Genomic DNA, 21,335 nt, shown 5'->3' on the forward strand with positions numbered 1-21,335 from the left:
AGCTACGCGCCGGGCACATCTCCGTTACGCATAGTCTGTTGAATCTGTTGCCCACTGGCGCTGGTGGCCTGCAAGGTGCCATTTACGGTGGGCTTCAGCGCAGTGCCTGCGGCCACCTGCCCGGTCGCCGAAAGCTGCAGATTTCCGTTCCCCTCGAGCGGCAGAGCAGGCCAGCCCCAGGCGTGCAACACATTCACCGGCACGCTCTGGCCCTTCAGGCTAACGCTCACCGCACGCAGAGGCGTCTGGCTTACGTTTGCCCTGGCTTCCAGTAAGCCTTCACCCGCGAACGCACTTAGCTCCGTGATCGCGATCTGGCTCTGGTTCGCCGTCAGCGACAGCGACGGGCGCCGCACGTCAATGCGGTTAAAGGTGGCCGCCGCGGCATTAAACGAGGCATTGCCGGACCAAATACCCCACTGATGATCTCGTGCCAGCTGGATATTCGTGGCGGTGCCATCCAGCCCGGTGAACTGGAATGGCCAGTCTGGGTCGATATCGATAACCAGATTACGGTTTGCCGAAAACTTTTTCACCGTAACGCTGTTCAACCAGTCAGGCAGTTTCTCCATCCACAGGGCCTTCCAGTTGGACGGGAGCGTGTATTCCAGCCCGCCTACGACCACTTCATCCATCACCGCTTGATTACCGTCGCGCAACCATTGCCCGGAAGCTCGAACCAGGCCTCCCTCCCAGCGCGAACTAAATTGCCGGAGCGTGGCACCTGCCGGGGCAAAATCGACGTTCACGATCGGATCCTGCAAATGCAGCGAACCGTTAATGAATTCGCTGGCGTTCATCGACAGCTGGCCGTCATCGCTTTGCCATCCCCCGTTCGCCAGCGACAGATTCCGCAGGCTAAGGGCAAGGTCGCTTACCGCCCACTCTTTCCCTTCCAGTCGTGCATCGGTTATTTCAAGGCGATCGATAGTTAACGAGGGAACAGATGTTACTGGCGCAAGAAAATCGGTGAGTGATTTTGCCGTTTGAAGGCGAATGTCATTGAGGCGCAGGCTGCCCACCTGCCATGAGCCGTCGGCGTTGCGGTGGGCATTACCCGTCAGCGAGCCGCGAGCAACGTCCGCCCCGATAGTGGTCAGCGTGACCTGTTCATTATCCAGCGTCCCTTGCAGCAGGACGTTGCTGGCGTTAATCCCGTTGAGCGTCAGAGAACCTGCGCTGAAAGCGATAGTGGCCTTGTTACCCAGCACTTTTCCGGCCTGCGGCAGCCAGGGGGCCACGCCGCCTTCAACGCGCTGGGCGCTGAGATTCCACTCGCTATCCGGGCTGTTAATCGCCATATCCTGCAACTGCAGCTTATCTGCCTCAAGCGGGAGTGGAACCGCATTTGCGCTGAGATTTAACGTCCCTTGCTGGAGCAAAATAGTGTCGACATAGAGAGGCTGAGAAAACTGGCGCGTACTCAGGCCAATATCCACGCTCTTCGCGACCAGAGTCGCGGGCTGGCCGGTGCGGCCAAAAGTAACGTTATGGAACACCAGATGGGTGGGCGAAGACCAGTCATGCGCCATCTCATTGAAAGAGAGGTGGTAGCTCGTTTTTTCATTCACCCAACTGCTGATTTGGCCCGCGCCCCAGCGGGTTTGCAGCAGGATGTAAAAGGCAACCAGCGCCAGTATCACAAGGCCCAACAGGATAAGAACCAGCTTTCCGAGGAATTTCATTGCCTTCCACCCCTTTCAGTTTCGCTAAGGGTGTTATGCCCGATTTACCGCTGTAGCTCAAGGAGGGGATTGTCAAAGGAGATTTCGCGCCGGCAAAAAATCATTGCCGGCGCGTATGGGCGTTACTCTTTTTCTGGCGGGAAAATCAGATTAAGCACGATGGCCGTGATCCCACCGGCAGCAATGCCCGAAGAGAGTAGGGTTTTCAGCCAGTCAGGCGCGAACTGAAGGATCAGTGGCTGCTGGGACACGCCAAGGCCAACGGCGAGCGACAGGGCGATGATCATAATCGCGCGGCGGTTCAGCGGCTCGCGGGAGACGATACGCACCCCGGAAGCGGCAATGGTGCCGAACATCACAATCGTTGCGCCGCCGAGAACAGGTTCAGGAATATGCTGTACAAAGCCGCTTACTGCCGGGAACAGGCCCAGCACGATCAGCATCAGGGCGACAACAAAGCCCACATAGCGGCTGGCAACGCCGGTCAATTGAATAACCCCGTTGTTCTGGCCAAAGCAGGAATTCGGAAAGGTATTGAACACGGCAGAAACGCAGGAATTCAGACCGTTAGCCAGTACGCCGCCCTTCAGGCGTTTCATGTACAGCGGGCCGGAAACGGGCTGTTCGGAGACGTCGGAGGTGGCTGTGATGTCGCCGATGGTTTCCAGCGAAGTCACCATAAACACCAGCATCAGCGGGATCAGCAGGCTCCAGTCGATGCCAAGTCCGTAATACAGCGGCGTAGGAACCATGATGAGGTCGGTGTTCGCGGCCTGAGTCGTGGCTGGCAGCATGTCCAGAGCCCAGGCGAGCAGATAGCCCACGGCCATCGCGATGACCAGGGACGCTACGCGCAGGTAAGGATTACGCTGGCGGTTCAGCAGGATAATAACCAGCAGAACTGCGCCTGCCAGCAGCAGATTTTTCGGTGCGCCGAAAGTGTGATCGGCCATGGCGCCATAGCCACCGCCGATAGAGGTCAGCCCAACCTGAATCAGGGACAGACCGATAATCATGACCACCACGCCGGAAACCAGAGGAGTGATGATACGACGAGCAAGATGCAGCACGCGTGAAATCAGCATTTCCGTGCAGCTGGCAAGCATCAGCGTGCCAAAGAGTGCCGCCATCATCGTCGGCACGTCCGCACCGCCATTTTTCAGCGCCATGCCGCCCATAATCAGCGGAGAGACAAAGTTAAAGCTGGTGCCCTGAATCGACAGCAAACCTGAACCTACTGGACCCCAGGCTTTGATTTGAATAATCGAAGCCACGCCAGAGGCAAACAAAGACATGCTGATAATGTGCTGTGTGTCCGATGCCGGTAACCCCAACGCCTGGCAAATTAACAATGCCGGTGTAATCACAGCCACAAACATCGCCAGCAGGTGTTGGCAGGCGGCAAAAAGGGTTTGTGGCAGCGGCGGGCGGTCTTCAAGGCGATAAATTAGTTCGCTCGGGCGAGTCTGCGCAACCGGTTGCGCATTATCTGACTCTACGGCATTCACGGACATCAGTGACGATCTCATGGCTGGAAAAGCGCTGATTTTAACGGACTGAACGGCAAAAGCAAACGATTGCTAGCCTGATGGGATAAGAGCGAAATGTCATGAATTGAGCATTAGTTATAACGAAGGCGCATTTTTTGGTTAAAATGCGCCGGCTGATTTCATCCATGAAGGAAATAACAGCGAAGGATAATTAAGCGCGAATGATGGATGCGCAATAAAAGGAGCCCTGCAATGTTTCATCTTGATACCCTTTCTACCCTGGTGGCCGCCACGTTAGTGCTGCTTCTGGGGCGTAAAATGGTCCACTCGGTCCCTTTCCTCAAAAAATACACTATTCCTGAACCCGTGGCCGGTGGGCTGCTGGTGGCGATAGCCCTGCTTGTCCTGAAAAAGAGCATGGGCTGGGAAATTGAGTTTGATATGAGCCTCAAAGATCCTTTGATGCTCGCTTTCTTTGCCACAATCGGCCTGAATGCGAATATCGCCAGTTTGCGCAAAGGCGGGAAAGTGGTGGGGATTTTCCTGTTTATCGTCGTTGGGCTACTGGTCATGCAGAACGCCATTGGCATCGGTATGGCCAGCATGTTGGGGCTCGATCCGCTGATGGGGCTGCTGGCAGGTTCGATAACGTTGTCCGGCGGGCACGGTACCGGTGCAGCCTGGGGCAAACTCTTTACCGAACGCTATGGTTTCCAGAATGCGACGGAAGTCGCTATGGCCTGTGCGACTTTTGGCCTGGTGCTGGGCGGTTTAATTGGTGGCCCGGTTGCCCGCTACCTGGTTAAACATTCGTCTACGCCGAATGGTGCGCCTGAAGACAACGAGATCCCAGGCGCGTTTGAAAAGCCAGATGTCGGGCGGGTCATTACCTCTTTGGTGATGATTGAAACCATCGCCCTGATTGCTATCTGCCTGACGATAGGGCGTGTCGTTGCTGGGTTATTGCAGGGCACACCTTTTGAGCTGCCGACGTTTGTCTGCGTGCTGTTTATTGGCGTGATTCTCAGTAATTTGCTCGCGGCCGTGGGTTTCTATCGTGTCTTCGAACGGGCGGTTTCCGTACTGGGCAACGTCAGCCTTTCGCTGTTCCTGGCAATGGCGTTAATGAGCCTTAAACTTTGGGAACTGGCCTCTCTGGCGTTACCGATGCTGGCTATTCTGGCCGTACAAACGTTGTTTATGGCGCTGTACGCTATCTTTGTTACCTGGCGTTTGATGGGCAAAAACTACGATGCGGCGGTGCTGGCCGCCGGTCACTGTGGTTTTGGCATGGGCGCCACACCGACGGCGATTGCTAATATGCAGGCGATTACCGAGCGATTTGGTCCGTCGCATATGGCATTTTTGGTGGTGCCGATGGTGGGGGCGTTCTTTATCGACATCGTGAATGCGGTGGTGATCAAGCTGTTCCTGATGCTACCGCTGTTTGCTTAAGCGTTGGAGTAACGCTCGGTTTCCGGCATCCAGCGTTCGATCAGCGCCTTAGCCTGTTCAGGATAGCGTTCGTGGATGTGGCGCGCCAGGCGCTGAACCTGCGGGATCATTCCCTGGTCCCGCAGCAGATCGGCCACTTTGAATTCTGCGTTACCCGTCTGGCGAGTTCCTAGCAGCTCGCCAGGCCCGCGGATCTCCAGGTCTTTTTGCGCGATCACAAAACCATCATTACTGTCTCTCAGCACCTGCAGGCGAAGCTGTGCCGTTTTGGATAGCGGGGATTTATACAGCAGCACGCAGTGAGAGGCCACGGCGCCACGGCCAACACGGCCGCGGAGCTGGTGGAGTTGCGCAAGCCCTAAACGCTCAGGATTTTCGATGATCATCAGGCTGGCGTTGGGCACATCCACGCCGACTTCAATCACCGTGGTGGCGACCAGAAGATGCAGTTCGCCCTGCTTGAAGGCCTGCATTACCGCCTGTTTTTCCTGTGGCTTCATGCGTCCGTGTACCAGACCAACGTTAAGCTCCGGGAGGGCGGTTTTTAGCTCTTCCCAGGTCACTTCCGCAGCCTGGGCTTCCAGCAGTTCAGACTCTTCAATCAGCGTACAAACCCAGTATGCCTGACGTTTTTCGTCGCGGCAGGCGTTGCGTACTCGCTCAATTATCTCGCTGCGGCGGGTGTCCGCTATTGCCACGGTAGTGACTGGCGTTCGTCCCGGCGGCAATTCATCGATGACTGAGGTATCGAGGTCAGCATAGGCAGTCATCGCCAGCGTGCGTGGAATCGGCGTTGCGGTCATGATCAGCTGATGAGGATGGAAGCCCTGAATCTGACCTTTTTCCCACAGCGCCAGGCGTTGATGCACGCCAAAACGGTGCTGCTCATCAATGATAACCAGCGCCAGCCCGGCAAACTGAACCTGCTCCTGGAAAATAGCGTGAGTGCCAACCACCATCGAAACCTGGCCGCTGGCAATGGCTTCCTGTTGCGCAATCCGGGCTTTGCCTTTTTGCTTCCCGGCCAGCCAGCCTACCTCGATACCTAATGGTTCAAACCACTGACGGAAGTTATTGGCGTGTTGCTCAGCCAGCAATTCTGTGGGGGCCATCAGGCCAACCTGCCTACCGTGTGCGATAGCACGAAGGGCTGCCAGGGCGGCAACCAGCGTTTTACCGGAACCTACGTCGCCCTGCACCAGACGCATCATAGGTACGTCCAGCGCCATATCTCGTTCTATTTCTGCGACGACTCGCTCCTGAGCTCCGGTAGGCTTAAAGGGCAGGGCAGCAAGTAACTGGTTTTTTAGTGCGTCGTGATTAACCAGCGGTAGCGCATGATAGCGCTGTGCCCCGGCTCGTAGCGCCAGCATACTCAGATTATGGGCAAGTAGCTCTTCGAGGATTAATCTCTGCTGAGCCGGGTGTTTACCGGTATCCAGATCGGCCAGTTTCATGTCCGGCGGCGGCCTGTGCAAGGTGCGTAATGCCTCCGGCAGGCTCATCATGCCCTGACTCAGTTCGGCGGGCAGAAGTTCGGTAATTGCGCAGGTATCCAGCAGCTCGAGTGCCTGATCGGTCAACTTACGTAGCGTAGCCTGGCGGATTCCCTCGGTCGTCGGGTAAACCGGCGTGAGCGTTTCCTGCAGATCCGGCGTACTGAGGTCGCCCTGAATGCGGTATTCAGGGTGGAACATCTCGGCACCGTATTTGCCACGTTTGGCTTCACCGTAGGCGAGCACGCGCTTGCCGGCAGAAAGGCTGTTTTTCATCGCGGCGTTGAAATTGAAGAAACGCATCGTGAGAATGCCGGTGCCGTCGCTAATCTGGCAGGTCATCATCCGGCGTCCGCCGAAGGTGATATTGCTGTTCAGCACTTCGCCTTCCACCGTGGCGTACAGGCCCGCCTGAAGGTCGTTAATGGGGTAAAGATGGGTACGGTCTTCGTAGCGAAGCGGCAGGTGCAGCAGCAGATCCTGGATGGTATGCAGGCCTATTTTGGCCAGCTTTCCGCTCTGGCTGGCGCCTACTCCGGCAAGCGTGCTTAGCGGTATGGCATCCAGCAGGCGGCCTTTCATGGCTTATTTCGCCGACTGCATCGTGGCCCACCATGCGGCATCAGCTTCTATCTCACCCTGCTGATTCACATGTGGGTACGGTAAGCCTTTCCGGCGGGAAACGTTCGCCAGCACAGGATAACCACCTTCAAACAGCAGTCTCTGCTGCTCAGCTTCCGGTAACGTACTGTTTTCACGCTGATACATGCCTGCGTTTTGGCGCTGGCGCTGGGCTTCGTACAAAATCAGCGCCGAGGCGACGGACACGTTCAGGGATTGCACCATACCGATCATAGGAATAATGATGTCCTGATCGGCAAGCGCGAGCGCCTCTTCGGTAATGCCGGTTTTTTCCTGACCCATCAGAATGCAGGTGGGGCGAGTGTAATCTATCTCACGGAAGTCGACGGCTTTATCGGAAAGATGAGTCGCCAGAATTTGCATGCCGCCGCTTTTGAGCTGCCGGACGGCTTCGCCGATAGTTTTGTGTGTTTTGACTTGAACCCAGGAATTACTTCCTGCGGCGGAAGACGCCATGGTGCGCATACGGCTTCCTGGCCAAACGGCGTGCACTTCATGCACGCCTACGGCGTCGGCGGTACGGATGATGGCGGAGACGTTATGGGGCTTGTGCACCTGCTCCATACAAACGGTCAGGTCCGGCTGGCGTCTGGCGAGCATCTCGCAAATACGCGCATAACGTTGAGGATTCATAACTCTAGTTTCTGTTGCGGGTCACTTTAATCACATCCGGCATCACGCGAATCTTGCGCATGATGTTCGCCAGATGGACGCGATCCCGGGCTGTCAGGCGAATGAAGGCGCTGTATACGCGGCCGTCTTTCTCTTCGGTGTTCAGGCTCTGGATGTTAGAGCCCGCAGTGTTTATTGCCGCGGTCAGGTTTGCCAGCGCACCCTGGTGGTTAAACATGTCCACCTTGATCTCGGTGATAAACTCTTGCTCGATCTCTTTATCCCATTCCACGGCCATAAACTTCTCGGGCTCTTTCTGGTAGCCACGAATGTTTCGACAAGACTCATGGTGGATAACCAGCCCTTTACCTGGGCTGACGTGAGCGACGATAGGATCTCCCGGAATTGGGCGGCAGCACTTGGCAAAGGTAATCAGAACGCCGTCTGCACCTTTGATTGGCAAGTTGCTGTGATTTGCTGAAGGCGCTGTGCCTGACTGAGCAGCAACCGGTGATTCCCCTTGCAGGTTTTTCGCCACGACGACGCTCATTGCGTTCCCGAGGCCAATTTCGGCCAGCAGGTCGTCAAGTGACGCAAGCTTCATGCGGTCCAGTTCACGCTGGAGATTTTCGGCAGGAATTTCAGCCAGTTTACGGCTGCCACCGAGCGCATGGTTGAGCAGGCGACGCCCTAAACTGACGGAATCATCACGCTTCAGATTTTTCAGCATTTGGCGAATTTTGGCGCGAGCTTTGGAACTGACAACAAAATTAAGCCATGCGGCGTTTGGACGCGCCCCGGGTGCGGTGATGATTTCGATAGTCTGCCCGCTGGTCAACGACTGTGAAAGCGGGTAAGGCTGGCGATCGACGCGAGCGCCTACGCAGGCGTGACCGATATCGGTATGTACCGCGTAGGCGAAGTCCACCGGCGTTGCACCTGCGGGCAGCTCTACAATGCGGCCTTCCGGGGTGAAAACGTAAATCTCATCCGGGAACAGATCGGATTTTACGCTCTCGATGAATTCAAATGAACTACCGGCGCTTTGCTGTAGCTCCAGCAGGCTTTGCATCCAGCGCTGAGCGCGGATTTGTGCCGTCGTGCTGCTTTCGCCTTGCTCTTTATAAGCCCAGTGCGCAGCAACCCCCATTTCCGCCATCTGATCCATGTCTTCAGTACGGATTTGCACTTCAACCGGGACGCCGTGCGGCCCAATCATTGAGGTGTGCAGGGACTGATAGCCGTTCGCTTTCGGGATGGCGATATAGTCTTTCACCCGCCCTGGACGAGGTTTATAGAGGCTGTGCATCTGCCCGAGGACGCGATAGCAGGTATCCATGTCATGGACAATGACGCGAAACGCGTAGATATCCATGATCGAATGGAAACGCTGTTCTTTGAGCGTCATCTTGCAGTAAATGGAGTAAAGGTGCTTTTCGCGACCGCTAACGCGGCAGGCAATGCCTGCCTCCTGAAGACGCCCGTCGATTTCAGAGAGGATTTTTTGAATCATCTCTTTGCGGTTACCTCGCGCCGCTTTTACCACTTCTTTAATAACGCGGTAGCGGTTCGGATAAAGCGCTTCAAAGCCAAGCTCTTCCAGTTCGGTTTTCAGGTGATGAATACCGAGACGGTGAGCGAGTGGGCTATAAATTTCGAGGGTTTCACGGGCAATACGGCGGCGTTTATCTGGGCGCAATGACCCAAGCGTGCGCATATTGTGCGTGCGGTCGGCAAGCTTGATCAAAATGACGCGAATATCCTGCACCATCGCCATGATCATTTTGCGGAAGTTTTCGGCCTGAGCCTCTTTCTTATCGCGGAACTTCAGTTTATCTAGCTTAGAAACCCCTTCCACCAGTTCGGCAACGCTTTTGCCAAACAGCTGTTCCATATCCTGGTAGGTGGCCGGGGTGTCTTCAATCACGTCATGCAGAAGCGCTGCCATTAGCGTTTCATGGTCGAGTTTCATCTCGGCCAGGATACAGGCAACGGCGACGGGATGGGTGATATAGGGTTCACCGCTTGAACGTGTTTGTCCCTCGTGAGCATCACGTGCGACAAGGTATGCCTGCCGGAGGCGCTTAATTTGCTCCTCTGGCAGATAGTTTTGAATCAGCTGATTCAGGCTTTCAAACAGATACAAGGGCTACCCGCAGGCTAATTAACGACGACCTTCAGCAATAGCAGTCACGGCCTGCAGTTCTGCGGCTTCCTGCTCTTGCTGTTCCTGGCGCTCACGAACATCGAGAATCTGGTTGGTGATCAACCCTTCTTCGATTTCACGCAGTGCGATAACGGTCGTTTTATCGTTTTCTTCCGGTACCAGCGGATCTTTACCGCCAACCTGCATCTGACGAGCGCGACGCGCGGCCACAAGTACCAGGTCAAAACGGTTACCAATTTTCTCTACAGCGTCCTGAACGGTTACGCGTGCCATAATTAAAATGCTCCACAGGTGAAGAAATGACTGGGCATGATACTGAAACTGGTGTCAGTCTGCCAATAGTTTGCTGATTAAAGCGTCATGTCGCATCTTTTGGCGACCCATTCGTAGACGCTCGGCACGAATGATTATCTTTAAATCAGACAGGGCAGTGTCGAAGTCATCATTAACGATAAGGTAATCATACTCCGCATAGTGACTCATTTCTGCAACGGCTTGCGCCATGCGTTTTGCAATCACCTCTTCGCTATCCTGACCGCGACCACGCAGGCGCCGGTCCAGCTCGTCTTTTGACGGCGGCAGAATAAAGATACTGCGGGATTGCGGCATTTTCTTACGAATTTGCTCTGCACCCTGCCAGTCGATATCTAAAAACACATCTACGCCGGTCGCCAGCACATTTTCGATCGCCTGGCGGGATGTACCGTAGTAGTTACCAAATACTTCCGCGTGCTCAAGAAAAGCGTCTTCAGCGATCATCTGCTGGAATTCGTCTTTGCTGACAAAGAAGTAATGTTCCCCGTGATTTTCACCTGGGCGTTCACCGCGAGTGGTGTGCGAGATGGAAACCTGGGTGTCATACAGCGGTTGCGTCTTTAACAAAGCCTGGATGAGGCTGGATTTACCCGCGCCACTTGGAGCGGAAACAATATAAAGCGTGCCTTGAGCCATGAGTTCTAACTTAATCGGTATGCATAAAGGGAAGAGCGTCTACCGGCATATTATACACACCGCTGCCCCAGTACGTAGGTTTTGTCATTGCCAGGTACGTTTTTTCTCGTGTTTTACGCGATGTTTTCCACCTTTTTGTCATTCTCGATGCAACGAGATTAGTTTTTAGGGACGTATCTCGTACGCAGGATCTTTCATGCTCGCGATTGATGCTGGACACGGTTATACCTCCCCGGAGAAAGGAAATGGAGGGTGGTATGAAAGGGGTCGCGTTAGCAGTTTTTGTCATTTTACTGGGGGTTTCATCAACGGTAATGGCATCGTGTCCAGCATGGTCTGATGTCAGAACACAGAAGGAGATTGAACGCCTTACGCACCAGCTATCCCTCTGGGATGACGCCTATTACCAGCGGGGAAAAAGTTTGGTGAGCGATGCCGTTTACGATGACTTAAAGGAGACACTGTCTGTCTGGAGGCGCTGCATTAAACAGGGGCAAGAGGCAGAGTCTGCAAGGATGGGAGCAGCAGGAAACTCGTCTCATCCTGTTGCGCATACAGGGCTGAAAAAGTTACCGGATAAACGTGCAGTCGAGCTATGGGCTGCAGGCCGACAGAACTTATGGGTACAGCCCAAAGTAGATGGGGTGGCTATCACACTGGTCTATCAACAAGGGCGGCTGGTGAAAATGCTAAGCCGTGGCAATGGCATTAAAGGAGAGGACTGGACGCATAAAGCTGCCGGTATTGATGCCATACCCCTTCATCTTGCCGGACCTCTTGCGAACAGCGTGCTGCAAGGCGAGCTTTTCCTGAAACGGGAAGGCCATATTCAAAGCCTGGCTGGAGGTGTGAATGCGAGATCTAAAGTTGCCGGGGAAATGCTTCGTACCGGGGTGGTTAGCGATCCAGACGCGCTGGGCATTTTTATCTGGGCATGGCCAGATGGCCCCAAAAGCCATGCTGAAAAAGGCAGTATATTGCGTGATGCCGGGTTTTCTCTGACGGCTCTATGGTCCCGGCCTGTAACAAACATTGATGAAATTGCCCGCTTACGTGAGGGGTGGTTTCGCCAGTCTCTTCCCTTTGTCACGGATGGCATTGTGATTCGTCAGGAACGTGAACCCGAGGCTAAATTCTGGCAGCCGGGGCAGGGGGAGTGGGCCATCGCGTGGAAATATCCTCCTGCTGAGCAAATCGCCGTGGTCCATAACGTTGATTTTGCCGTAGGGCGAACGGGTAAGGTGTCCGTCGTGCTTGAATTGGAAGAGGTTCAGCTCGACGATAAACGTGTTCGACGAGTGAATATCGGTTCACTAAAGCGCTGGCAGGAATGGGATGTTGTGGCCGGTGATAAAGTAAAAATAAGTCTGGCGGGACAGGGAATACCTCGGATAGACGAAGTCGTCTGGCGCGTCAGCCAGCGAGACTCATCCATACCGGAAATGGTGGCTTTTACACCGGTGACTTGTCTTTATGCTTCATCTGAATGCGCAGAACAATTTATTGCCCGTCTGACGGGGATGAGCCAAAAGCAAGTTCTGGATTTGGCTGGCGTTAGTCAAAGCACCTGGCGCCATTTACACATGACGTCACGCTTTCAGCACGTTTTTTCATGGCTGGATTTGAACAAGACAATTCTGTCTGGTTTACCGGGAATTTCAGTGAAAAAAGCCGAGCTGTTATGGCATCAGTTTTCTCTGTCCCGAAAACAGCCGTTTATCCGCTGGGTATTGGCCTTAGGGATGCCGCTGCCGCGAAGTTCGCATGCCGTTCTTAAAGACAAGCACTGGCAGCAGCTTGGCGACTGGGATCAATCCCGATGGCAAACTTTACCCGGTGTGGGAGCTAAGCGGGCAAGTCAGTTAGTCGATTTTATGAAGCATCCACAGGTGATTGCCCTGGCCGCCTTCCTTGGCCAGCATAACATCCCGGGTTTTGGTCATCAGTGATCGGCGTGTTTGTAATGGAATACAGGTAGACCAAGCCGCAGACGCAGTGCCAGTAGCCGAGAGCTAAAGCCGAACAATAAGGTTGCTATAACCACGACGTCATGGCTGCTGACGTAGTGCTGCAGCGCGATATACAGCACGGCTGAAGCAAAGGCGATACCAGCGTACAGTTCTTTCTGGAACACGAGGGGAATTCGTTTGCAGAACATATCTCTCAGCACACCGCCAAAGACGCCGGTGACAACGGCGGCAATGGTCGCAATGATTGGGCCTTCGCCCATATCCAAAGCAACCTGCGCACCGATAATAGAAAAGACAACGAGACCCAGCGCATCCAGTACCAAAAAGAGTTTGCGTAGGTGCGGCATTACGGGAGCCATGATGGTTGTGAGTACTGCCGCAACGGCAACAATCACTACGTACTCAGGGTGTTTCACCCAGCCGAGGGGATAGTGGCCCAGCAGAATATCGCGAACAGAACCGCCGCCCAGCGCCGTGGCAGTGGCGATAATAATGACGCCAAACGTATCCATGCGACGACGCCCGGCGGCCAGGGCCCCGGTCATGGCTTCCGCCGTAATACCAATCAAATAAAGAATGTGTAGAAGCATATTTGTCCCCTCAGAATACCGGCAGAGGGTAACGTTTTGTGCACTATGTCACGATTGAGATTTTCTAAGCTGAATGAATATGGATTAGTTTTATTTATCCAAAATATAAAACTTGTCCTTTATATTTATGGGTTGTCAGGTTCTTTTCAAATTAAATGGATTAGTAGAAGTATTTAAGGAGGCGCAATGAAAATATCGGCGATGTTAAAAGCGCTAGCAAATGGCGTCAATCCAGAAACTGGAGAGGTGCTTGGCGCTAAATCAACAGCCAATAAGCCGGAAGCGATAAGAGCGCTGTTTGCCCTGGCTGAGGAGCTGTCGGTGAGCCCGGAAAAACAGAAAAAGCCCAGGCTAACCCCTGAGGAGAGACAGCAGCGTAACCTTGCCGAAGGACGTCCGGCTAAGTCTCACTTTCCCTGGGCCGAAGAAGAGAAACTGATTCTTGCAGAGCGATTTGAGCAAACTGGCGCTATCGAAACCCTGGGGGATGAGTTTGAACGTTCTCCGAGAGCGGTAGCTATTCAGCTTGAAAAGATGAGGCTTATCACTGCGGAGCAGCTATTGGCGTATACCTAGTACGCATCAAAAGAAAAAGCCTGCTGAACGCAGGCTTATGTCACGCTATTCGATATTCTGAATCTGTTCGCGCATCTGCTCGATCAGAACTTTCAGCTCGATAGCTGAATTGGTCACGTCGGCATTGATAGACTTGGAGGCCAGAGTATTCGACTCGCGGTTAAACTCCTGCATCATAAAGTCGAGGCGACGACCAACGGCTTCTTTCTTTTTCAGGATGTTGTAGGTCTCTTTGACGTGGGCTTCCAGACGGTCCAGCTCTTCCGCGACGTCAATGCGCTGTGCCATCAGCACCAGTTCTTGTTCAAGGCGGTTGTTCTCAAGCTGAACTTCGGCCTCTTCCAGCTTGTTAACCAGGCGCTCGCGCTGCCATTTCACTACTTCTGGCATTTGAGCACGGACTTTAACCACTTCGGCGCTGACGCCTTCCAGGCGTTGTTCAATCAGCCCTTTCAGGGCCTGACCTTCGGTTTCACGGGCAACAATAAAGTCGTCCAGGGCGCCATCAAGGGCGGAAAGGATTTCAGCGGTAATCGCATCAAGATCCTGCTCCTGAGCGGCCATCACGCCTGGCCAGCGTAGAATATCAACCGGGTTGATTTCACCTTCATCGCTTTGCATTTTGACCCAGTTAGCGGCCTCAACCAGCTGCTTAGCCAGCTTTTCATTAAGAATCAGCGATCCTTGTGAACGGGCATCGGGCTCAAAGCGCAGGTTGCACTCAATTTTTCCGCGGGTGAGGCGGTTGCGAATTCGCTCACGAGCAACAGGCTCAAGACTGCGGAACTGTTCCGGCATGCGGATATACGTTTCGAGATAGCGCTGGTTTACCGAGCGTAATTCCCAGGAGGCGGAGCCCCATTCACCTTTTACTTCACGCCGGGCGTAGGCGGTCATACTGCGGATCATAGTACGTACCCGTTTTCAGCTAATGTATGGGGGGATTATAGCCATCAGGGGTCTTGCAGGATAGGAATAAGCGCCTGAAGTCCGTATAATGCGCAGCCACATTCGTTTTAGCCGGAGAAAAGCCCATGCGTCCATCAGGTCGTAGCGCCGAACAAGTGCGCCCAGTTACCCTGACCCGTCATTACACTAAACACGCTGAAGGTTCCGTGCTTGTCGAGTTCGGTGATACCAAAGTGTTGTGCACCGCGACCCTTGAAGAAGGCGTGCCTCGCTTTCTGAAAGGCCAGGGTCAGGGCTGGATCACCGCTGAATACGGCATGCTGCCGCGTGCAACCCATAGCCGTAATGCCCGTGAAGCGGCAAAAGGCAAACAAGGTGGCCGTACTCTCGAGATTCAACGTCTCATCGCCCGTTCACTACGCGCAGCGGTGGACCTAAAAGCATTGGGTGAATTCACCATCACCCTGGACTGCGACGTTCTGCAGGCCGACGGCGGCACTCGCACCGCGTCCATCACCGGTGCCTGTGTAGCGCTGGCCGATGCGTTAAACGGTCTGGTCGCTTCTGGCAAACTGAAAACTAATCCTATGAAAGGGATGGTTGCGGCGGTTTCCGTTGGTATCGTCAACGGTGAAGCTCTCTGCGATCTGGAATATGTCGAAGACTCGGCAGCCGAAACCGACATGAATGTTGTCATGATGGAAGACGGGCGCATGATTGAGGTGCAGGGTACTGCGGAAGGTGAGCCGTTCTCCCACGAAGAGTTACTGGCGCTACTGGCGTTGGCTCGAGGGGGCATTGATTCCATCATCGCGTCGCAGAAGGCGGCGTTAGAAAATTAATTTTTTAAAAGCGACTGAGAAGTCGCTTTTTTTATGTCCGTGTCACAATGCTAAGGAGCAAATCCATGAAACCGTATCAGCGCCAGTTTATTGAGTTTGCGCTTAACAAACAGGTACTCAAGTTTGGCGAATTCACGCTGAAATCCGGGCGCACTAGCCCCTATTTCTTCAACGCCGGGCTGTTTAATACCGGGCGCGATCTGGCGTTATTAGGGCGTTTCTATGCTGCCGCTCTGATGGACTCCGGCATCGATTTTGATCTGCTCTTTGGCCCGGCTTATAAAGGTATTCCTATCGCGACAACGACCGCGGTGGCACTGGCTGAGCATCACGAGCGCGATGTGCCTTACTGCTTTAACCGCAAAGAAGCGAAAGATCATGGCGAAGGCGGTAATTTGGTGGGCAGTGCGCTTCAGGGCCGCGTTATGCTGGTGGACGACGTGATAACGGCTGGGACCGCTATTCGTGAGTCAATGGAGATCATTGCCGCGAACGGTGCGAGCCTTGCCGGGGTGCTTATTTCTCTCGACCGACAGGAGCGTGGCCGTGCGGATATCTCCGCCATTCAGGAAGTTGAGCGCGACTATCAGTGCAAAGTCATTTCGATCATTACGCTCAAAGACCTGATTTCTTACCTGGAAGAGAAGCCAGAAATGGCGGACAAGCTGGCTGCAGTGCGTAAATATCGCGAAGAGTTCGGCGTCTAAGTCGGAAAATAAATAAGGGCCTTCCGGCCCTTATTGACTAGTAAAGCTGAGCAGCAATGAGCGGCCAGCGGGTATCAAAATCATCCGTAGGCAGATAGCGGAAATCACTTCTCACAAATCGTGACAGCATTCCTTCACAGAAAGCCAGTAGCTGGCTCGCCAGCAAGGATTCATCGGTGCTAAACCCTTCGCCTTCGCGCATTTTCTTTTCACGCATAACCTGGCGCAGCTGAACCTCAATGCGTTCAAAAAGCTGGTTGATGCGATCCTGCAGGCGATCTTGCTCAAACATCAGCGCGTGCCCGGTGAGGATACGCGTCAGACCAGGGTTCCGTTCACCAAAACCCAACACCAAAAGTACGATCAACCGCAGGCGGGCCAGCGTGTCTTTTTCATCTTTTAGAATCAGGTTAATGCGGGTAATCAGGCTGTCTTCGATAAACTCAATCAGGCTATCGAACATTTTCATTTTGCTGGGGAAATGCCGATAAAGTGCGGCTTCGGATACGCCAACGGTTGCCGCTAGTTTAGCGGTCGTAATGCGTTGGCTGCCGTCGCTGGATTCGAGCATTTGAGCCAGAGACTGAAGTATTTCCTCGCGACGATTCCTTTTCGCGGTCTGTTTTTCTGCCATGTTCTAAAATACCCCTGAAAAATACCTTGTCAGGCAAGCACCGAACCGCGTCCACAAACGCTTGGTTTGCGGTCTGTTTTAACGTTATCTACGCGGTAGGGTTACGTTGATAAAACGGTATTACTGGCGGCCTGAATGACCAAATCCGCCTTCGCCACGGTCGCTGGCGTCAAAATCTTCAACCAGGTTAAATTCGGCCTGCACAACAGGTACAAAGACCATCTGCGCAATGCGTTCGCCGGGCTGAATGGTGAAGCTGTCCTGGCCGCGGTTCCAGACAGAAACCATCAGCTGGCCTTGATAATCGGAGTCAATCAGCCCCACCAGGTTACCCAGCACAACACCGTGTTTGTGGCCCAGGCCGGAACGAGGCAGGATGACCGCTGCCAGAGAGGCGTCAGCAATGTGAATAGCCAGGCCGGTTGGCAGCAGCGTTGTTGCACCAGGTGCAAGTTCTACGGCGTCATCCAGGCAAGCGCGCAGGTCAAGACCGGCAGAGCCGGAGGTGGCGTAAGTTGGTAACGGGAATTGCTGACCAACTCGCGGGTCCAGAATTTTAACGTCGATTTTTTTCATCATAGCGGGTAACGATCTCGTCCAGTAAAAGGTGGCCAAGGAGTGCTTTACGCTCAAGCGGTAAGACTTTGTCTCCCTCCTGCCAGAAAAGGTACAATGCGTTATTATCGCTATTAAACCCTTGATTATTCTGAGATACGTCATTAGCGCAGATCAGATCCAGGTTTTTAGCGGCACGTTTTTTCCGGGCGTATTCTTCCACATTATTTGTTTCGGCGGCAAACCCTACTACATAGGGACGTCCTTCAGAAAGCGCCGCAACACCCGCAACAACATCCGGGTTTTTGACCATTTTTAGCGTAATTTCATCGCCTTGCTTTTTAATTTTCTCGTCAGCAACCACGGCTGCTCGATAGTCGGCAACGGCGGCACAGCCAATGAATATATGCTGCCCGGTGACGCGTTTTTGGACCACTTCATTCATTTCCAGCGCCGTAGTGACGTCAATGCGGTTGACCCATGCCGGAGTAGGCAGATTTACCGGGCCTGAAATCAGGGTTACGTTTGCCCCGCGAGCTGCCGCTGCGGCGGCTATAGAAAACCCCATCTTTCCTGAGCTGTCGTTAGTAATGTATCTGACGGGATCCAGGCGTTCGCGCGTTGGGCCGGCGGTAATCATGACGTTCAGATGTTGCAGATCTTTGACTACGGAGAAATGTTCAACGGCCATATCAACCAGCGTTAGCGGATCTAACATTCGGCCTGGTCCAGTATCGCCGCAGGCCTGGCTTCCGCTATCCGGGCCCCAAATCAGGAGACCACGAGCGCTTAGCACGTCCAAATTATGTTGAGTGGCGGCCGCGCGGAACATTTGTTGGTTCATTGCCGGAACAACGGCAACCGGTGCGGCGGTTGCCAGGCAAATAGTGCTGACCAGGTCGTTTGCCATGCCTGCAGTCACGCGCGCAATCAGGTCTGCTGTCGCAGGTGCGAGTATCACTAAATCTGCCCATTTGCCGAGTTCGATGTGGCCCATGGCGGCTTCTGCTGCGGGGTCTAGCAAACTGTCGGACACAGGATAACCGGACACTGCTTGCAAACTTAGTGGCGTGATGAAGGCCTTCGCCGCCTCGGTCATTACCACTCGTACATCCGCTCCGCGATCGCGCAGACGACGAACCAGCTCAGGTGTTTTATAGGCAGCAATACCGCCGCTCACACCAAGAACAATTTTCTTGCCGGAAAGTCCCATCATGATTTTTATCCGTTGGAAGTCACAGTCGAATGGCCATTTTATCACAATCCCTGACAGGCGACTTTTTGCAGTTTGCGAGGCACTACGCAAGACCAAAACCCGCTCATCGCCTGATAATAAAAAAGGCCGCATCATGAGAGTATTAAGAGAGGGAGAGGTGCGATGGACAGGGATAATGAGATTGAAAACGCGTATTTACCCAGGGAAAAGCTGCTGCAATTCGGTGTGGGTGCTCTCACCGATACTGAGCTGCTTGCGCTCTTTTTACGTACGGGCCACCAGGGAATGCACGTTTTGGTTTTTGCCAATATGCTGCTGCGTGAGTTTGGTTCCCTGCACCGCTTGTTGTCGGCAGATTATTCCCATTTCAAGGGCGTGAAGGGGATTGGTGAAGCGAAATACACTCAACTAAACGCGATTGCCGAGCTGGCGAGGCGTTATTACTCGTCTCAGGGTATCAAAGAACTCTCATTGCTTACGCCTGGAAAGGTGCGGGAGTATGTGCAGAGTCAGTTGACGACCGAGCAGCGTGAAATCTTTATGGTGCTATTTTTGAATAATCAGCATCAGGTTATTAAATGTGAGCGGTTGTTTGCCGGAACGCTAAGTCACGTTGAAGTTCACCCGAGAGAAATTGTCCGTGAAGCGATGAAATGCAACGCCGGTGCCATTATACTGGCGCACAACCACCCGTCAGGTAAGGCCGAACCCAGTAAAGCAGACCGGGCTATTACGGAACGCATCGTGAAAGTTTGCCTGTTTATGGAAATTCGAGTGCTTGATCATCTGGTTATTGGTCACGGAGAATACGTTTCTTTCGCTGAACGAGGGTGGATTTAAGCCATCAGGCGCGATCCATTGGGATCTTTGTCTGTTCGGGACTTGAGCACATGCCTCACACAGCGTATACTACGCCACCTTTGAGAATCTCGGGTTTGGCATTATGCGCCTGGCACTGTGGTTCACATTGAACCGCCAGGGACCAGGCTTGCAGCCTGACGAGGCGCCTAACCCTATACGAAGCTCGAGCTAATTTGATTTTTGGAGAATAGACATGTCCCGAGTCTGCCAAGTTACTGGCAAGCGTCCGGCGACCGGTAATAACCGTTCCCACGCACTGAACGCGACTAAACGCCGTTTCCTGCCGAACCTGCACTCTCACCGTTTCTGGGTTGAGAGCGAGAAGCGTTTTGTCACCCTGCGTGTATCTGCTAAAGGTATGCGTGTAATCGATAAGAAAGGCATCGATACAGTTCTGTCCGAACTGCGTGCCCGTGGCGAAAAGTACTAAGTACTTAGAGGAAATAAATCATGGCTAAAGGTATTCGTGAGAAAATCAAGCTGGTTTCTTCTGCTGGTACTGGTCACTTCTATACCACCACGAAGAACAAACGTACTAAGCCGGAAAAACTGGAACTGAAAAAGTTCGATCCAGTTGTCCGTCAGCACGTTGTATACAAAGAAGCCAAAATTAAATAATTCTGGTAACTTTGTTGAAGAAACCCGGCTCAGGCCGGGTTTTTTTATGCCTGCTTCCCGGAGGAGAGATGCCTGAATTACCAGAGGTAGAAACCAGTCGTCGCGGTATTGAGCCGCACCTGGTGGGTGAAACCATCCTGTATGCCGTTGTGCGCAATGCTCGACTGCGCTGGCCGGTTTCTGATGAAATACATGCTCTGAGCGATAAGCCGGTGTTGAGCGTACAGCGGCGGGCGAAGTATTTGCTGCTGGAGCTACCGGATGGCTGGATCATCATTCATCTGGGAATGTCCGGCAGCCTGAGGATCCTCGCGGAAGAACTTCCTGCGGAAAAGCACGATCATGTCGATCTGATCATGAGTAACGGCAAAGTTCTGCGCTATACCGATCCCCGCCGCTTTGGCGCCTGGCTGTGGGTCAAAGAGCTGGAAGGGAGCAATGTATTGTCTCACCTTGGTCCGGAGCCTTTGAGCGACACATTCAGTGCAGAATACCTGCGCGAAAAATCGGCCAAAAAGAAAACGGCTATCAAGCCCTGGCTAATGGATAACAAACTGGTTGTTGGGGTGGGGAATATCTATGCCAGCGAATCCTTGTTCGCAGCGGGGATCCATCCCGACCGTAGCGCGCAGTCGCTATCAAAAAAAGAGTCTGAAACTCTGGTCGCAGCTATCAAAGCTGTATTGCAACGCTCAATAGAACAAGGTGGAACCACTTTAAAAGACTTCCTTCAGTCCGATGGCAAACCCGGCTATTTTGCTCAGGAGCTGCAGGTATATGGCCGGGAAGGAGAGCCTTGCAGGGTATGCGGTACGCCGATTTCCGCTGCTAAGCACGCCCAGCGTAGCACTTACTATTGTCGCCGCTGTCAGCGATAGCTATTTAAGCCTTTCGATAAGCGCTTTACAGACATGCTCTGGCAGGAAGTGGGCGACATCTCCGTGATGGCGCGCCACTTCTTTGACAAGGGAAGAAGAGACAAACGACCACTCTTTAGATGGCATCAGGAACACGCTTTCCAGTTCAGGCATGAGATGGCGGTTCATGTGGGCCAGCTGCATTTCATATTCAAAATCAGCCGCGGTACGCAACCCACGCACCAGCACGTTCGCCTGCTGGTTACGTGCAAAGCTTGCCATTAAATCGCTGAAACCGAGAACCTGAACGTTGGGTAAATGCGCAAGTGCCTGCTGCGCCAGCGCAACGCGTTCATCCAGGGTGAACAAGGCATTCTTGCTGGGGCTTGCTGCAATCGCAAGGATCACCTGGTCAAACATACTGGCTGCACGGGTAACGATATCAATATGGCCGTTGGTGATGGGATCGAAAGTCCCCGGATAGATTGCCCGCTTTTGCATA

At 53.6% G+C, this 21,335-nt stretch carries 22 protein-coding genes; 9 read left to right on the forward strand and 13 right to left on the reverse strand.

Annotated features, from left to right (window positions below; genetic code table 11):
• Window positions 1-2 precede the first annotated feature (2 nt).
• Both WFK85_RS19355 and WFK85_RS19360 read right to left on the reverse strand, forming a co-directional pair.
• On the reverse strand, window positions 3-1,685 hold the full coding sequence (locus WFK85_RS19355) for an AsmA family protein (RefSeq protein ID WP_336709078.1): 1,683 nt from the start codon (window positions 1,683-1,685) through the stop codon (window positions 3-5).
• A gap of 122 nt (window positions 1,686-1,807) precedes the next feature.
• The gene (locus WFK85_RS19360) at window positions 1,808-3,199 is read right to left on the reverse strand and encodes a nucleobase:cation symporter-2 family protein (RefSeq protein ID WP_008457403.1); all 1,392 of its coding nucleotides are present in this window, start codon (window positions 3,197-3,199) and stop codon (window positions 1,808-1,810) included.
• A gap of 228 nt (window positions 3,200-3,427) precedes the next feature.
• Between WFK85_RS19360 and gltS the strand changes: the two genes are divergently transcribed.
• On the forward strand, window positions 3,428-4,630 hold the full coding sequence (gene gltS / locus WFK85_RS19365; protein WP_166995811.1) for a sodium/glutamate symporter: 1,203 nt from the start codon (window positions 3,428-3,430) through the stop codon (window positions 4,628-4,630).
• On the opposite strand, the gene recG is transcribed toward gltS, so the two are convergent.
• From recG to gmk, 5 genes are read right to left on the reverse strand one after another with little or no spacing between them, the layout of a single operon-like run.
• Window positions 4,627-6,708: an ATP-dependent DNA helicase RecG gene (gene recG, locus WFK85_RS19370; RefSeq protein WP_166995808.1), complete on the reverse strand. Its 2,082-nt coding sequence runs from the start codon at window positions 6,706-6,708 to the stop codon at window positions 4,627-4,629. The genes gltS and recG overlap by 4 nt on opposite strands.
• Before the next feature lie 3 nt (window positions 6,709-6,711).
• Window positions 6,712-7,401 (reverse strand): tRNA (guanosine(18)-2'-O)-methyltransferase TrmH, encoded by a 690-nt coding sequence (gene trmH, locus WFK85_RS19375; protein ID WP_008457409.1) that lies wholly within the window; start codon window positions 7,399-7,401, stop codon window positions 6,712-6,714.
• Between the two features lie 4 nt (window positions 7,402-7,405).
• Window positions 7,406-9,526: a bifunctional GTP diphosphokinase/guanosine-3',5'-bis pyrophosphate 3'-pyrophosphohydrolase gene (spoT, locus tag WFK85_RS19380; RefSeq protein ID WP_166995804.1), complete on the reverse strand. Its 2,121-nt coding sequence runs from the start codon at window positions 9,524-9,526 to the stop codon at window positions 7,406-7,408.
• A gap of 18 nt (window positions 9,527-9,544) precedes the next feature.
• Complete coding sequence (gene rpoZ, locus WFK85_RS19385; protein WP_008457417.1) at window positions 9,545-9,820, reverse strand: DNA-directed RNA polymerase subunit omega; 276 nt, start codon at window positions 9,818-9,820, stop codon at window positions 9,545-9,547.
• 54 nt (window positions 9,821-9,874) lie between these two features.
• On the reverse strand, window positions 9,875-10,498 hold the full coding sequence (gene gmk, locus WFK85_RS19390) for a guanylate kinase (protein WP_008457418.1): 624 nt from the start codon (window positions 10,496-10,498) through the stop codon (window positions 9,875-9,877).
• Window positions 10,499-10,743: 245 nt separating this feature from the next.
• Here gmk and ligB point away from each other — a divergent pair, with 245 nt between their 5' ends.
• On the forward strand, window positions 10,744-12,447 hold the full coding sequence (gene ligB, locus WFK85_RS19395) for an NAD-dependent DNA ligase LigB (RefSeq protein WP_442892323.1): 1,704 nt from the start codon (window positions 10,744-10,746) through the stop codon (window positions 12,445-12,447).
• Here ligB and WFK85_RS19400 read toward each other — a convergent pair.
• Window positions 12,441-13,058 carry a trimeric intracellular cation channel family protein gene (locus tag WFK85_RS19400; RefSeq protein WP_008457422.1) on the reverse strand — a complete coding sequence of 206 codons (618 nt, stop codon included), beginning with the start codon at window positions 13,056-13,058 and terminating at the stop codon, window positions 12,441-12,443. The genes ligB and WFK85_RS19400 overlap by 7 nt on opposite strands.
• Before the next feature lie 186 nt (window positions 13,059-13,244).
• Here WFK85_RS19400 and WFK85_RS19405 point away from each other — a divergent pair, with 186 nt between their 5' ends.
• Window positions 13,245-13,634 carry a hypothetical protein gene (locus WFK85_RS19405; RefSeq protein ID WP_008457423.1) on the forward strand — a complete coding sequence of 130 codons (390 nt, stop codon included), beginning with the start codon at window positions 13,245-13,247 and terminating at the stop codon, window positions 13,632-13,634.
• Between the two features lie 45 nt (window positions 13,635-13,679).
• Here WFK85_RS19405 and WFK85_RS19410 read toward each other — a convergent pair whose 3' ends face one another.
• On the reverse strand, window positions 13,680-14,543 hold the full coding sequence (locus tag WFK85_RS19410; RefSeq protein ID WP_008457425.1) for a YicC/YloC family endoribonuclease: 864 nt from the start codon (window positions 14,541-14,543) through the stop codon (window positions 13,680-13,682).
• Window positions 14,544-14,668: 125 nt separating this feature from the next.
• On the opposite strand from WFK85_RS19410, the gene rph reads away from it, so the two are divergent.
• Window positions 14,669-15,385 (forward strand): ribonuclease PH, encoded by a 717-nt coding sequence (rph, locus tag WFK85_RS19415; protein WP_008457427.1) that lies wholly within the window; start codon window positions 14,669-14,671, stop codon window positions 15,383-15,385.
• A gap of 65 nt (window positions 15,386-15,450) precedes the next feature.
• On the forward strand, window positions 15,451-16,092 hold the full coding sequence (gene pyrE, locus WFK85_RS19420; protein WP_008457428.1) for an orotate phosphoribosyltransferase: 642 nt from the start codon (window positions 15,451-15,453) through the stop codon (window positions 16,090-16,092).
• Between the two features lie 37 nt (window positions 16,093-16,129).
• Here the strand turns inward: pyrE and slmA are convergent, their stop codons facing one another.
• The 3 genes from slmA to coaBC form a co-directional block, all read right to left on the reverse strand.
• A complete protein-coding gene (gene slmA, locus WFK85_RS19425) occupies window positions 16,130-16,726 on the reverse strand; it encodes a nucleoid occlusion factor SlmA (RefSeq protein WP_008457430.1) in 597 nt (198 codons plus the stop codon).
• A 120-nt stretch (window positions 16,727-16,846) separates the two neighbouring features.
• A complete protein-coding gene (gene dut, locus WFK85_RS19430) occupies window positions 16,847-17,305 on the reverse strand; it encodes a dUTP diphosphatase (protein WP_034808728.1) in 459 nt (152 codons plus the stop codon).
• Entirely contained in the window at window positions 17,283-18,494 is a 1,212-nt protein-coding gene (coaBC, locus tag WFK85_RS19435) for a bifunctional phosphopantothenoylcysteine decarboxylase/phosphopantothenate--cysteine ligase CoaBC (RefSeq protein ID WP_336709087.1), read from the reverse strand. Before coaBC ends, dut begins: the two co-directional genes overlap by 23 nt.
• Before the next feature lie 165 nt (window positions 18,495-18,659).
• Here coaBC and radC point away from each other — a divergent pair, with 165 nt between their 5' ends.
• The 4 genes from radC (at window position 18,660) to mutM (ending at window position 20,854) form a co-directional block, all read left to right on the forward strand.
• Entirely contained in the window at window positions 18,660-19,337 is a 678-nt protein-coding gene (gene radC / locus WFK85_RS19440; protein ID WP_336709077.1) for a RadC family protein, read from the forward strand.
• Between the two features lie 214 nt (window positions 19,338-19,551).
• Window positions 19,552-19,788: a 50S ribosomal protein L28 gene (rpmB, locus tag WFK85_RS19445; protein ID WP_008457442.1), complete on the forward strand. Its 237-nt coding sequence runs from the start codon at window positions 19,552-19,554 to the stop codon at window positions 19,786-19,788.
• Window positions 19,789-19,808: 20 nt separating this feature from the next.
• Window positions 19,809-19,976 carry a 50S ribosomal protein L33 gene (rpmG, locus tag WFK85_RS19450; protein ID WP_002436700.1) on the forward strand — a complete coding sequence of 56 codons (168 nt, stop codon included), beginning with the start codon at window positions 19,809-19,811 and terminating at the stop codon, window positions 19,974-19,976.
• Between the two features lie 68 nt (window positions 19,977-20,044).
• Window positions 20,045-20,854, forward strand: coding sequence for a bifunctional DNA-formamidopyrimidine glycosylase/DNA-(apurinic or apyrimidinic site) lyase (gene mutM, locus WFK85_RS19455; RefSeq protein ID WP_166995796.1), 810 nt, complete (start codon window positions 20,045-20,047; stop codon window positions 20,852-20,854).
• Here the strand turns inward: mutM and coaD are convergent, their stop codons facing one another.
• Entirely contained in the window at window positions 20,855-21,334 is a 480-nt protein-coding gene (gene coaD / locus WFK85_RS19460; RefSeq protein WP_008457448.1) for a pantetheine-phosphate adenylyltransferase, read from the reverse strand.
• Between the last annotated feature and the right edge of the window lies 1 nt (window position 21,335).

It is taken from the genome of Cedecea sp. VD22, assembly GCF_037150195.1.
Taxonomy (GTDB): Bacteria; Pseudomonadota; Gammaproteobacteria; order Enterobacterales; family Enterobacteriaceae; genus Cedecea.